The organism is Clostridium neuense (assembly GCF_045310695.1).
Classification (GTDB): domain Bacteria; phylum Bacillota; class Clostridia; order Clostridiales; family Clostridiaceae; genus Clostridium_S; species Clostridium_S neuense.
The window spans coordinates 86,860-99,480 of record NZ_JBJIAA010000011.1 but is presented as its reverse complement, the minus strand read 5'-3'; the positions used below and the strand labels follow the sequence as shown (position 1 = coordinate 99,480).

Annotated in this window: 17 protein-coding genes; all 17 read left to right on the top strand. The window is 29.0% G+C overall.

From position 1 onward, the window contains the following. The first annotated feature begins 56 nt into the window (after positions 1 to 56). The 17 genes from ACJDT4_RS14195 (at position 57) to xseA (ending at position 12,618) form a co-directional block, all read left to right on the top strand. Positions 57 to 800, top strand: coding sequence for a hypothetical protein (locus tag ACJDT4_RS14195; protein ID WP_406788229.1), 744 nt, complete (start codon positions 57 to 59; stop codon positions 798 to 800). Positions 801 to 812: 12 nt separating this feature from the next. Continuing rightward, positions 813 to 1,256 (top strand): hypothetical protein, encoded by a 444-nt coding sequence (locus ACJDT4_RS14190; protein ID WP_406788228.1) that lies wholly within the window; start codon positions 813 to 815, stop codon positions 1,254 to 1,256. Beyond that, on the top strand, positions 1,253 to 1,633 hold the full coding sequence (locus ACJDT4_RS14185; RefSeq protein ID WP_406788227.1) for a hypothetical protein: 381 nt from the start codon (positions 1,253 to 1,255) through the stop codon (positions 1,631 to 1,633). Before ACJDT4_RS14190 ends, ACJDT4_RS14185 begins: the two co-directional genes overlap by 4 nt. 278 nt (positions 1,634 to 1,911) lie before the next feature. Then, positions 1,912 to 2,979 carry a M24 family metallopeptidase gene (locus ACJDT4_RS14180; RefSeq protein WP_406788226.1) on the top strand — a complete coding sequence of 356 codons (1,068 nt, stop codon included), beginning with the start codon at positions 1,912 to 1,914 and terminating at the stop codon, positions 2,977 to 2,979. 68 nt (positions 2,980 to 3,047) lie between these two features. Then, positions 3,048 to 3,611, top strand: coding sequence for an elongation factor P (gene efp / locus ACJDT4_RS14175; protein WP_406788225.1), 564 nt, complete (start codon positions 3,048 to 3,050; stop codon positions 3,609 to 3,611). A gap of 172 nt (positions 3,612 to 3,783) precedes the next feature. Further along, complete coding sequence (spoIIIAA, locus tag ACJDT4_RS14170) at positions 3,784 to 4,704, top strand: stage III sporulation protein AA (RefSeq protein WP_406788224.1); 921 nt, start codon at positions 3,784 to 3,786, stop codon at positions 4,702 to 4,704. A 2-nt stretch (positions 4,705 to 4,706) separates the two neighbouring features. Then, positions 4,707 to 5,225 (top strand): stage III sporulation protein SpoIIIAB, encoded by a 519-nt coding sequence (gene spoIIIAB, locus ACJDT4_RS14165; RefSeq protein ID WP_406788223.1) that lies wholly within the window; start codon positions 4,707 to 4,709, stop codon positions 5,223 to 5,225. Positions 5,226 to 5,237: 12 nt separating this feature from the next. Further along, positions 5,238 to 5,435: a stage III sporulation protein AC gene (gene spoIIIAC, locus ACJDT4_RS14160; RefSeq protein WP_231015035.1), complete on the top strand. Its 198-nt coding sequence runs from the start codon at positions 5,238 to 5,240 to the stop codon at positions 5,433 to 5,435. Positions 5,436 to 5,444: 9 nt separating this feature from the next. Continuing rightward, complete coding sequence (gene spoIIIAD / locus ACJDT4_RS14155) at positions 5,445 to 5,828, top strand: stage III sporulation protein AD (RefSeq protein ID WP_406788222.1); 384 nt, start codon at positions 5,445 to 5,447, stop codon at positions 5,826 to 5,828. 9 nt (positions 5,829 to 5,837) lie between these two features. After that, positions 5,838 to 6,983, top strand: a complete 1,146-nt coding sequence (gene spoIIIAE, locus ACJDT4_RS14150; protein ID WP_406788221.1) for a stage III sporulation protein AE — start codon at positions 5,838 to 5,840, stop codon at positions 6,981 to 6,983. A gap of 21 nt (positions 6,984 to 7,004) precedes the next feature. Further along, entirely contained in the window at positions 7,005 to 7,592 is a 588-nt protein-coding gene (gene spoIIIAF, locus ACJDT4_RS14145; RefSeq protein WP_406788220.1) for a stage III sporulation protein AF, read from the top strand. Between the two features lie 35 nt (positions 7,593 to 7,627). After that, positions 7,628 to 8,230 carry a stage III sporulation protein AG gene (spoIIIAG, locus tag ACJDT4_RS14140; RefSeq protein ID WP_406788219.1) on the top strand — a complete coding sequence of 201 codons (603 nt, stop codon included), beginning with the start codon at positions 7,628 to 7,630 and terminating at the stop codon, positions 8,228 to 8,230. A gap of 78 nt (positions 8,231 to 8,308) precedes the next feature. Further along, positions 8,309 to 8,851, top strand: a complete 543-nt coding sequence (locus ACJDT4_RS14135) for a SpoIIIAH-like family protein (protein WP_406788218.1) — start codon at positions 8,309 to 8,311, stop codon at positions 8,849 to 8,851. Positions 8,852 to 9,486: 635 nt separating this feature from the next. Continuing rightward, positions 9,487 to 9,882: an Asp23/Gls24 family envelope stress response protein gene (locus ACJDT4_RS14130; RefSeq protein WP_406788217.1), complete on the top strand. Its 396-nt coding sequence runs from the start codon at positions 9,487 to 9,489 to the stop codon at positions 9,880 to 9,882. 251 nt (positions 9,883 to 10,133) lie between these two features. Then, the gene (gene nusB / locus ACJDT4_RS14125; protein WP_406788216.1) at positions 10,134 to 10,547 is read left to right on the top strand and encodes a transcription antitermination factor NusB; all 414 of its coding nucleotides are present in this window, start codon (positions 10,134 to 10,136) and stop codon (positions 10,545 to 10,547) included. Positions 10,548 to 10,583: 36 nt separating this feature from the next. Next, on the top strand, positions 10,584 to 11,420 hold the full coding sequence (locus ACJDT4_RS14120) for a tetrahydrofolate dehydrogenase/cyclohydrolase catalytic domain-containing protein (protein ID WP_406788215.1): 837 nt from the start codon (positions 10,584 to 10,586) through the stop codon (positions 11,418 to 11,420). Between the two features lies 1 nt (position 11,421). After that, entirely contained in the window at positions 11,422 to 12,618 is a 1,197-nt protein-coding gene (gene xseA, locus ACJDT4_RS14115; protein ID WP_406788214.1) for an exodeoxyribonuclease VII large subunit, read from the top strand. Positions 12,619 to 12,621: the final 3 nt, after the last annotated feature.

The following is a 12,621-nucleotide window of genomic DNA, read 5'->3' as shown; positions in this document are numbered from 1 at the left end:
ACTAAAAAGTGAAAAATCTAATTTTAACATTAATTTATTAAATAGAAGGTGATTATTTGAATGTAATTTATATGGTAAATGGAGATAAAGTAACAAAAATAGATTTGGGGAAATTTAAAAGCATAAAGAAAAGAACGAGTTTTAAAGTTGATAGACAAATTCTCAAAAACATGAATAATAAAAATGTGGGAATTAGTTTAAACAGTAAAAAAGCCTATATAGTAATTGAAGGTGAAGAAATATATATTAAATATTTTAAATTTCCAAAGGTTAGCGAAAGTAAGTTATATGAACTTATAAATAATGAATTGAATTATCTATATAGGAATGAAAGCTTTGTATTTAATTATAAAAAAATTAAGCAATCGATTAATACTATTGAAGTTATTGTTTTTTATTTTAGATCAGAAGAGTTAAATTTAATTGATAAATTTGTAGAAGATAAGCAACTAAAAGCTGTAAGATTGATTCAAATGTGTGTTTTAAATTATTATAAAAAGCTTATAAAGGAAAAAGATTATTTTATAGTATTCAAATATAATTTTCACAATTATATAATGTGTGTAAGAAATAATAATATCTATGCAAATGAGGTATATGATATGCTCCAAGATAAAGAATATAATAAAATGAAAAATTTCATTGTTTCAAATTGTGAAAAAGGAAGTTTAACCAATAAAATTTATATCATTGGAAAGTGTATTAAAGATACAAACATTATTAAATTCCTTCAAGAATATGGTCAGATAAATTTTTTGAAAGATATAGATTTAAATAAAATATCCAAAATTATAGTATAAGGGGAAAAGTATATGGAGAAAAATAATTTTTTGCCCTATGAAATAAGGAAAAAGAGAGAGAGCTTAAGAAATAAACTGGCTAATTCAACTATTATAATCTTATTTTTTATAAATTTTGTATGTTTAATGAATTTGTATTTTAAATTATTAGATTGTAGAAGTAAAGCTGCAGAAAAACAAGAAACTAGTATTACAGTTCAAAATAAAGAAGATAATATTAAAGCTGACTTTAAAGATGTAGATATTTTAAAATTAATTTCTGAGAAAATAAAAAATAAAGATTATACCAGTATTTCAATAAAGGAAGGAACTGTTGAAGTTGATTTTTCGTCAAAGGAAGATCTAAAAGAAAGTATTAGAAAAATAGAGGAGGATTCACGGTTAATTATAACAAGCTTATCAAAAGCTCAAGGCAATGATGGTTATAGTATGATTATAGAGGTGAAAGGTATTTGAAATTAAAAATTGCAGTGATATTCATATTGATTTTTTCACTTAGTGGCATTTTTATAGTGAATGATGAAATTGAAGCTAAACATAATGTTATAAAGATGCCTGATAAAATTAGCGTGAAAAAATTTAATGAAATTAAACTTAGCGAAATGTTAGGTACAGTGGAAAAGCATAAAGAATTAAAGGTTGAGGAAATAAAGTACGACAATAAGGATGCATATATAAATGTTTTGGTAAATGGTAATATGCAAAGTATAAATGAGATAGCCAATAGCCTCAGGCAAGAAAAGATCCTAATAAAAATTAATCAGATTACTATTGTTAAAAATCCTCAAGATGAAGGTGCTAAAATGCAGTTGGTTTTTAAGCGCTATAGGTAAGTGAATTAATATATAATATATCATTTTATGCACTTTATTAAAAATTAATGAAAATAAATTTGCAAATATTTATAAGTTTTGATAAAATATCATTGTCTGTATTTGTGAATTAAATTGCACTATAGTGAATTTGTATAGTGTCTTTGAATTATGTATAATTATATATCAAATTTAATAAGCACTTTTTATATGCAACTTTTAACATTAACCCATTTATGAGTCAATGATATTGTTTCGTGAGCTGTATATAGTGTATGAGTTGAAGGGAGAACGTTAAAGTGTATAAAAGTAGAATAGATAAGCTAAGAGATGCCATGAAGAGTAAAAATATTGATGGAGTATTACTTGTAGGTGATCCTAATAGAAATTATATGAGTGGGTTTACCGGTGATGAAAGTTTTTCTATAATTACATTAAATAGAGCTATTTTTATAACGGATTCAAGGTTTACTGAACAGGCAAGACAGCAGGTCAAAGATTATGAAGTGGTTCAATATAATACTACCTTTTCAGAATTTTTAGGAAAGATGGCAGAAGAGCTTGGAATAAAGACTCTTGCTTTTGAAGAAGATGTACTTACCTTCTCAACTTATAGTGAATATAAGAAAAGCTTAAAATGTGACTTTGTACCATTAAATGGTATAGTTGAGGAACTTAGATTGATTAAAGATGAAACTGAAATAGAAAAGATTAAAAAAGCTGCTAATATAGCAGATAAAGCTTTTGAGCATATGCTTACTTTCATAAAAAAAGGAATGACAGAAAGAGAAGTAGGACTTGAACTGGAATTTACAATGAAAAAAATGGGAGCAAAGGACTTATCTTTTCCTTCTATAGTTGCAAGTGGTGAAAGATCATGTTTGCCACACGGTCAAGCAACAAATAAGGTTTTAGAAGAAGGAGATTTTCTTACTTTAGATTTTGGATGCATATACGAAGATTACTGTTCAGATATGACAAGGACAATAGTAATAGGCAAGCCAAGCGATAAGATGAAGGAAATTTATGATATAGTGCTTAAGGCTAATGAGGCAGCTATACCGGTGATAAAGAGTGGTATAATTTGCAAGGCTATAGACAAAGTTTCCAGGGATATAATATCATCCTATGGATATGGTGATAATTTTGGGCATGGTTTAGGTCATGGAGTAGGAAGAGAAATACATGAGGAGCCTAGATTAAGTCCAAGAGGTGATGTTGTTTTAAGAGAAGGAATGATTGTTACGGATGAACCAGGAATATACATACCTGGCTTTGGAGGAGTAAGAATAGAAGACTTAATTTTAGTTAAAAAAGATAGTTGTGAAGTTATATCAAAATCACCTAAAAATTTAATATGCATATAGAATTTTGTATGAATTTCACACGAAAATGTAATAATATATAATGAATTAATATTTTGGAGGGATACCTAATGATATCAGCAGGAGATTTAAGAAAGGGAACTACATTTGAATCTGAGGGACAAGTTTATACTGTAATCGACTTTTTACATGTAAAACCTGGTAAAGGAGCAGCTTTTGTTAGAACAAAATTAAGAAACGTTATTTCTGGAGGAGTAACAGAAACAACATTTAATCCAACAGCAAAATTGCAGGATGTTGTAATAGAAAGAAAAGAAATGCAGTATCTTTATACAGATGGTTCACTATACTATTTTATGGATCAAGAAACATATGAGCAAATACCTTTAAGCTTTGAACAAGTTGAGAGTGCAATTAAGTTCTTAAAAGAAAATATGTTTGCAACAATAAAATTCTACAAAGGAGAAGCATTTTCAGTAGAAGCTCCTAACTTTGTAGAACTTCAAATAACATCATGCGAACCTGGAGTAAAAGGAAATACAGCAACTAATGCTATGAAGCCAGCAACTCTTGAAACAGGGGCAATAGTTCCAGTTCCTTTATTTGTAAATGAAGGAGAAATAATAAGAGTAGATACTAGAACAGGAGAATATATGGAAAGAGTTCAAGGATAATTCTATTAAGCTTTCTATATGAAATTAAAGCAAAAAATATAAATAGTTTTAACTTTGTTTATTTTGCTGTGTAATGCATAGGAATTAATTATAATTTCTATGCATTTTTTATTTTTTGTAATAATTTCTAATTTTTATAAATAGAAATTAAGTATGAAAGGAGGATGAAAGATTGGTTAACCTAGATAATATTTTTTTTATACTGCCTGAAAAAATAAGAAATGAGATAAGCGTCATAAAAAGATATCCTGACTTGCAGGAAATCAGGATAAAAGTAAACAAGCCTCTGATTGTACAAGTTGGCAGGAATGAATATGTAAGTCAGTATAAAGCAACAGAAGATGATATGAAGAGAATATTGAATAAAATGAGTGGATATTCTATTTATGCTGTTGAAGAAGAGTTAAGGCAAGGATATGTGACTATAAAAGGTGGACATAGAATTGGAATTTGCGGCGAATGTGTTACGGAAGGCTTAAGAGTTAAAACTATAAAAAATATTTCTTCCATAAATATAAGAGTATGTAGGGAAGTAATAGGCTGTTCAAATGAATTAATGAAGAATATTGTATTAAATAATAGAGTTTTTAACACAATAATAATTTCTCCACCTAAATGCGGAAAAACTACAATCTTAAGGGATATTACAAGAAATTTATCCAGCGGCATAAGAGATATAGGCTTGGTTGGAAAAAAAATAAGTGTTATAGATGAGAGAAGTGAAATAGGGGCCTGCGCAAATGGAATACCTCAAATGGACATAGGAATTAGAACAGATATTATGGACAACTGTCCTAAAAGCATAGGAATTATGATGGCAATAAGGAGTATGGCTCCTGAGGTAATAGTTTGTGATGAAATTGGAACTTATGATGATATGAAAAGTGTACTTATGGCAGTTAATTGCGGTGTAAATATAATTACAACTATTCATGGATTTGGAATTGAAGATTTATATAGCAGAGATGTCTTTAAGGATATAACTCAAAACAATATATTTGAAAAGGCCATAATACTAGATTCATCAAAGAGTGCAGGAAGTGTTAAATATATATATGATTTTAAGAGTGCTGCAAAAGAAGGGAGCTTTTAAGGGTGATAAAGATTTTCGGCTGCATGATTGTTTTAATTACATCTACACTGGCAGGATTTATTTATGCTGAAAAGTTTAAAAATAGAGTAAAAGAGCTTAACGAAATTGAGGCGTGTATATATCAACTTAGAAACGAAATAATATATACTCATACTCCTTTGGTTGAGGCTTTGATGAGTGTAGCTGATAAAACTAATGAACCTTTAAATTCATTTTTTAAAATAATTTCTTCTAATCTCTTGGGTAGAAATTTTGATAGTGTGTATGATGCTTTTAAAAGTGCATTTAAAATTTGCAGCGGAGATATGAATATTATTAAAGAAGACAAGTTGATAATATTAAATCTATCAAAGAGTCTTGGAGAAACCGATATAGATGGGCAAATTGCGGTATTTGAACTTACCATTGAAAATTTAAAAAAGCAAATAAAAAATGCAGAAGAAATTATGAAAAAAAGTGTTAAGATGTACAGATATTTAGGATTTTGTGTAGGAGCTATGCTTGTAATTATGCTTGTGTAGGAGGTGTGTTAGTTGCTTGATGTGAGTCTTATCTTCAAAATTGCAGCTGTTGGAATTTTGATGATTATAATAGATAAAATACTAAAATCAAGTGGTAAAGATGATTTTGCTGTAATAACTAATTTAGCGGGAATAATTATAATTCTGATGATGGTAATAAATCTTATAAGTAAATTATTTACTGCGGTGAAGACCATGTTTCAGTTGTAGGTGGTTATTATGGAAATTGTAAAAATAGTAGCTTTTGCTTTTATAGCGCTTATAATAACGGTTGTTTTTAGAAATCAAAAAAGTGAAATAGCAGTGCTTATAAGTGTTATTGTGGGTGTCTTGATTTTTATATTTATGCTTTCTAAAATAACAGCAGTTTTGGGACTTTTACAAAAGCTTGCATTAAAAGCCAATATAGATTTTGTTTATTTAACTACTGTGTTTAAGATTCTTGGTATTGCCTATTTGGCATCTTTCTGTAGTGAAATATGCAAGGATTCTGGAGAGAGTAATATAGCCTCTAAGGTTGAATTTGCAGGTAAAATACTAATATTGGTACTAGCTGTTCCGATATTAATGGGACTGCTTGATTCAATATTAAAGCTTATGTAGGTGTGGTTTATGAAAAAGGTAATCTATGTATTGTTAATAGTGACTGTAATTATATCAATGTGTCAATCAACTGTAGAAGCAAAGGATAAAAGTAATTTTAGTGATGATGAGCAGATAAATCAGCTTTATAATTATATGTCTAATGTAAAAGATAAATATGAAATTTTAAAAGATGTTGATATAGCAACTTATGTTAAGGAGTATATAAAAAATGGTTCTGGAGGTATATCATTTTCAAAGCTTTTAAAGGCAATTTTATCATATTCTGTTAGAGATATTATTTCGAGCATTAAGCTTATATCTATGCTTATAATTATTTGCATTATTTGTGCTTTGCTTACTAATTTTCAAAAAGCATTTTCCTCGGAAAGTGTTACAAACATAGCCTATTTTGCTTGTTATTCTGTTATTATTATGATTATTTCAAAAAGTTTTTATACAGGGGTAACTTTAGCAAGAGGAAGCATTGAGGACATTAATAATATGATGAATGTTCTTATTCCAGCACTGCTGGCGCTTCTTGCTGGATCTGGAAGCGTTATTCAATCTGCTTCTTTAGATCCTATAATACTTTTATCTATAAGCATCAGTATAACCATATTTAAAAACATATTGATACCAATTATTATAATGACTTTTGTGCTTCAGTTTGTAAATAACTTATCCAAAGATTATAAAATAGATCAATTAGCAAAGCTTCTTAACCAGATTGTAATGTGGATTCAAGGAATTGTGATGACTGTGTTTATAGGAATAGTAACAATAAGAGGCATAAATTCAAAGGCTATGGATGAAATTACAACTAAAACGGCTAAGTTTGCAGTTGATAATTTTGTGCCTATTGTAGGCAAATGCCTATCTGATGCAGTATCTACTGTAGCTGGCTATAGTGTTTTGCTTAAAAATGCTGTTGGAACTATAGGACTTATTATACTGGTTGTTATGATGATATTTCCTGTAATTAAGATACTTATTTTGGCTTTTATGCATAAACTTACAGCTGCCCTTGTTGAGCCTATAAGTGATGGGAGAATTGTTAAGTGTATAGCAAATGCAGGAGATACTCTTATATTAATTGCATCATGTCTTATAGGGGTTTCTGTAATGTTTTTTATAATGATATCAATAATAATAGCTGCTGGTAAACCTTTATAAATTGTGAGAAGGTGATAGAAGGTGATAGCTTGGCTTAGAAGCTGGATTATTACAATATGCACTGCTGTTGTATTTATTACTGCTGTTGAAATGATACTTCCAGACAATAAGATGAAGAGTTATGGTAAGTTTGTTATGGGCTTAATGTTAATGACTGTAATAATGACTCCTATAATAAAAATATTTAATAAAAATATAAACATAAATGGGTATATAAATAAAGCAGAGGAAAGTTTTAAAGTGAGCAACTATAAAAGCAGTGTTGAAGCTTATAAAAAAAAGGATGAGGAAAATACAAAAGAGCAATTTAAAGAAAATTTAGAGAATACGTGCACTAAACTACTTAAAGAAAAGTTTCCAGATGCAGATTATTCAGCTAGTGTTGAGGTTGATATGGATAAGGATAGTCAAATGTTTGTAATAAAATCTATAAGTATTGGAGTAAAAGAAAAGGGAATAGAAAAAATAAATAAAATACAAATAGGAAAAAGTAATGAAAAAACTACTTCAGCCAAAAGTTTAGATAACGTTGAAGAGGAGAGAATAAAAAACTTTGTAAGTAGCGAAATTAAAGTACCAGACAAAAATATAAATGTATATAAACTTTAAAATAACGTGAAAAACTTATAGGGGAAGGGGATAAAATGGATTTCAAAAAATTAATAGATTATTTTAAAGACGGAAAGAAAAAAAAGAATGCATTTACTAATATCATTATAATTGGGCTTATAGGGATATTGATAGTAATAGTGTCTAGTTTTTTTAATAGCGCAGATAGTTTTTCAAAGCCGGACAATAGCAAAAAACAAGAGACGAAGACTCAAGGAGAAAGTGACAGTGACAATATTCAAAATTATGAAACAAGTGTAGAAAACAAGCTTAAAGGTACACTAGAGCAAATGGATGGAGTAGGTAAAGTGCAAATAATGATGTATTTTTCAAGTGGAGAGGAGCAGGTTCCTGCATTTAACGTTAATAAGTCTACATCTGTTATTAATGAAACAGATAATTCTGGTGGAAAGAGAACTACTACACAGGATTCAGATGGGGATACTGTTGTTATGTCTAAAGACGGAGATAAGGAATCTCCATTAATTCTTAAAAAGTATAAACCTAAGGTGACAGGAGTATGTATAGTTGCTGAAGGAGCTGAAAATGGTTCTATAAAATTAAGTATAACAAATGCTGTTGTAGATTTATTTGGGATATCCGCAGACAAAGTAGATGTTTATCCTATGAAGAAATAAAATTTAAAGACTCATATGGTATATAAAAATTTGAACAAGCATATAATTTTCTTAAGGATTAGATAGGGGGTAAAGAAAATGAATAAAAAACAAGCTGTTATTATTGTTACGTTGCTAGTACTTATAGTGTGTGCAGCGGTTTTAGCTACAAAATTTAGAAGTCCATATTTATATGTTAATGATACTGATTTGGACAATGATAATAAAAGTACAGTATCTTTAAATAAGGATTCTTCTAAAAATACAAGTTCTTCTAGTACTAGTACAAAATCAGATTTGTTTTCACAAGGAAAGCTTGATAGAGAGCAAAAAGACCAAAGTGAAATACAAACACTAAAGAACATGATTGATGATAAAAGTGTAAGCAGTTCAACAAGGTCAGCTGCAGAACAGAAACTTATGGCATTAACAGATAATGATTCAAAATGTACGAAGGTTGAAACATTACTTAAGAGTAAAGGATTTAAAGATGTACTTTGTTCAATAAATAATAATAAAGTTACTGTAAATGTAAAAGCTAGTAGTTCTACGCTTAGTGATGTTCAATTAAGAGACATAAAAGATGTTGTTAATAGTGTTACAGGAATTAGGAACATAGAAGTATTACCAATTACTAAATAACAAAAATATTTTGTAGGTGGACAACTTGAAACAGAGTACAAAGTACAGATGACAGTGAAAGATGATTTTTCTCCGCTGTGCTTTGGAAAAACTTAAATTTAATGTTTACTCATTATGTAAAACATAGTAATCAGCACAGCTGATACCATAAATTTAAAGATTTTCATGAGTAAAGCAAAAAGTAAGTCTATATTCACTGTAGTTTTTAATTCAAACTCCAGCTTGTGGAAATAAATTTGGTTTTAGTAATTTCAACCTTTTAGGTTATGTATCTATAATTAAACTTTGACAAATAAGATGTGTTATTGGGTAACTAGTATAGAGATTTAATTACGTAGCACTACAGTGGAAGCGAAGTAACAATGCTAAAGGAATGATTTAAAAAAATCCTAATAAATTTTAGTTCAAAAATCTTAAAATACTTAGAGATTTCAATCTGTTTGAGCATCTTCTCAGGGAGTTATTGAAAAATCTTAGGATTTTAAGATTTTTGAACCGTAGATTTATAGGATTTTTTTAACGCTACGAGGCATTGTTACTTCGTATTATTTTGATTTGTAAAAAAATAAGTAATTTGATATAATACATTTAAATACACTACGCCTTGGTTATTCAGGGCAAAGGGGGTAACAATCATGGAAGAAGAAACAAAGGATCCAGAAATAGGTATAATTAAAATATCAGACGAAGTGGTTGGAGTAATTGCTGATTTAGCAGCATCTGAAATAAAAGGTGTTGTTGGTATGAGCTCAGGTATAGTTGGAGGAATAACACAAATATTAAGTGGAAAAAAGAATCTTACAAAGGGTGTAAAAATTAATATCGAAGAAGAAAGTGCATCAATAGATTTATACTTAGTTATTGAATATGGACTTAGAATACCTGATGTAGCGGCCAAAGTACAAGAGAATGTTAAAAGGACAGTTGAAAGCTTAACAGGTTTAAATGTTTCAGCAGTAAATGTATTTGTTCAGAATGTTGCACTCCAAAAGCCTAGTGAAGAAGTAAAAGAAGAAAATACTGAAGAGTAATTTTATTTGGTTGAAGTAGTTAGTTTTTAATTATAACCATATTTATGAAAAAGCATCCTTCTAAAAATTAGGATGCTTTTTTGCAATAAACTTTTTAAAAACTATGGAAGTTTATTATAATATATAGTAATATAAACTTTGTATCTAAATATATAGTAAAACCAAGAGAGCCAATATCTATGTGTGCATTAAATTTTAAAGTACAAGTGAATTGGGCTCAGCAGTGGTTTCATGTAAGTAGGAGGAAAGCTATGAATAGAAGAAAAAGTAGAGAAATAGCAATGAAATTATTATTTGAGATTTCATTTAATAAAAATAACTGTGAAGAAACTATAGAAAATTTTAAAGAAGAAAATGATTGTAAAGATGTAGATTTTGAATATATTACTAGAATAATAGATGGGGTTATAAGCAATAAAGAAGCTATTGATAAAAAAATAGAAGAAAACTCAAGTAAATGGAAAATCGAGCGTATATCTAAAACTAATTTAAGTATACTTAGACTAGCGATTTATGAAATACTTTATGAAAATGATATACCAGATAAAGTTTCTGTAAATGAAGCTGTTGAGCTTGCTAAAAGTTATTCAGAAGAAAAATCATGGTCATTTGTAAATGGTGTTTTAGGTAGCTTTATAAATAAAATCGAAGATAAAACCATATAAAATGCGTATGTAAAAAATTGCAAAGGAAGTGTAAATGTGGGGCAAATAATAGATGGAAAACTTCAGGCAAAAAAATATAGAGAAAAAATAGCCAGCTTTGTACAGGAAAGAATAAAGAGTGGGCTTAAGGTTCCTTGTATAGCAAGTATTATGGTTGGGAATGATGGTGGTTCTAAGTATTATCTAGAAAACCAAAAAAGATTGTGTGATAAATTAGGAGTTAAATTTCAAAGTATAATATTAAATGAAGATTCAGCTGAAAGTGATATTATAAATTTGATAACTAAATTAAATAAGGATAATGATGTAAATGGAATTATGCTTCAGCTTCCACTTCCAGAGCACATTAATGAAAAGAATATAACTTCAGCAATAGTTGAAAGTAAAGATATAGATAGTCTTACATATGAGAATACCGGTAAGTTTTACAGGGGACAAAAAGCATTTATACCGTGTACTCCTAGAAGTATTATAGAACTCATTAAAAGCACAGGTATAGATATTAGTGGTAAGAATGCAGTAATAATAGGAAGAAGTAATATTGTAGGTAAACCAGTTTCACAGCTTCTTCTTAATGAAAATGCTACCGTTACTATATGTCATTCAAAAACAAAAGATCTAAAGAATATATGTAATAAAGCAGATATATTGGTTTCAGCAGTTGGAAATCCTGGTTTTATTACGGGAGAATACATTAAACAAAATGCTGTAGTTATAGATGTAGGTACTACTGTTATAGATGGAAAGCTTAAGGGAGATGTTTGCTTTGATGAGGCTGTAAGCAAAGCAGCTTTTATTACACCTGTACCAGGAGGGGTTGGAGCAATGACAACTACGATGCTTATATTAAATGTTTGTGAGGCGCTTTTATAATATGTATATTAAAGTTTTAACGGTTTCTGAACTTAATAGCTATATAAAAAAAGTTATGGACAGTGATTTTATATTAGGAAATGCTTATATAAAAGGTGAAATATCAAATTTTAAACTTCATACCAGTGGTCATGCTTATTTCTCTTTAAAGGATGAAAATGGAAAGATAAACTGTATTATGTTTAGAAGTGATGTTCAAAATTTAAAGTTTATCCCTGAAAATGGAATGAAGGTTAATGTAAAAGGTAGAGTTTCAGTTTATATAAAGGATGGAGCATATCAACTCTATGCAAACGAAATTGAACTTGAAGGTATGGGAGAGTTATATATAGCTTTTGAAAAGTTGAAAGAAAAGCTTTCAAAAAAAGGTATGTTCGATGAAAAACATAAAAGAGATATTCCATTATATCCATCAAGAGTTGGAGTAATAACCTCTAAAACAGGAGCTGCTGTAAGGGATATTATAAATGTTTCTAGAAGAAGAAATAAAAATATAGACATATTAATATATCCCGTTTTAGTTCAAGGTGTAAATGCAGCTAAAGAGATTATAAAAGGAATTCAATACATGAATGATAAAGCTGATGTGGATACAATTATAATTGCAAGAGGCGGTGGGTCTATAGAAGAACTATGGGCATTTAACGATGAAAATTTGGCCTATGCAGTTTATAATTCAAAAAAGCCAGTTGTAACTGGGGTTGGACATGAAACAGATTTTACAATAGTAGATTTTGTTAGTGATATGAGGGCACCAACGCCATCTGCAGCAGCTGAAATTGCAGTGCCAGATTTAATGCAATTTAGCGATAGACTTCACACAATGAAACGACGCTTAGCTGCGGTTACAGATCGTTATTTTGAAAATAAAAGAAATGAACTTGAACTTAAGAAAAAATTAATAGAAAATAATAGCCCAGAATCTTTTATAGTAAATGGATATTCAATATTAGAAAAATTACAAGAATTACTTTTAATTAAGACTAAAAGAAAACTTGAGATTCAGAGGGAGAAGCTTTTAAAGTACAAATCCATTCTAGCTTCTAATAATCCTCAAAATGTTCTAAGTAAAGGATATTCGATAATAAAGAATAAAGATGGTGAGTTTATAGATAACGTAGAAACACTGAAGAATGAAAATGACATTGTTGTTATAATGAAGGACGGAGCCATTGAAACTTCTTTGATAATTAAGTAAGGG

Bases quoted from the DNA above. Each gene is read 5' to 3' on its own strand.
- ACJDT4_RS14130 (WP_406788217.1), top strand. From the start codon at position 9,487: ATGGAAGAAGAAACAAAGGATCCAGAAATAGGTATAATTAAAATATCA.
- spoIIIAG (WP_406788219.1), top strand. From the start codon at position 7,628: ATGGATTTCAAAAAATTAATAGATTATTTTAAAGACGGAAAGAAAAAA.
- nusB (WP_406788216.1), top strand. From the start codon at position 10,134: ATGAATAGAAGAAAAAGTAGAGAAATAGCAATGAAATTATTATTTGAG.
- spoIIIAD (WP_406788222.1), top strand. From the start codon at position 5,445: ATGGAAATTGTAAAAATAGTAGCTTTTGCTTTTATAGCGCTTATAATA.
- spoIIIAE (WP_406788221.1), top strand. From the start codon at position 5,838: ATGAAAAAGGTAATCTATGTATTGTTAATAGTGACTGTAATTATATCA.
- ACJDT4_RS14190 (WP_406788228.1), top strand. From the start codon at position 813: ATGGAGAAAAATAATTTTTTGCCCTATGAAATAAGGAAAAAGAGAGAG.
- xseA (WP_406788214.1), top strand. From the start codon at position 11,422: ATGTATATTAAAGTTTTAACGGTTTCTGAACTTAATAGCTATATAAAA.
- efp (WP_406788225.1), top strand. From the start codon at position 3,048: ATGATATCAGCAGGAGATTTAAGAAAGGGAACTACATTTGAATCTGAG.
- ACJDT4_RS14135 (WP_406788218.1), top strand. From the start codon at position 8,309: ATGAATAAAAAACAAGCTGTTATTATTGTTACGTTGCTAGTACTTATA.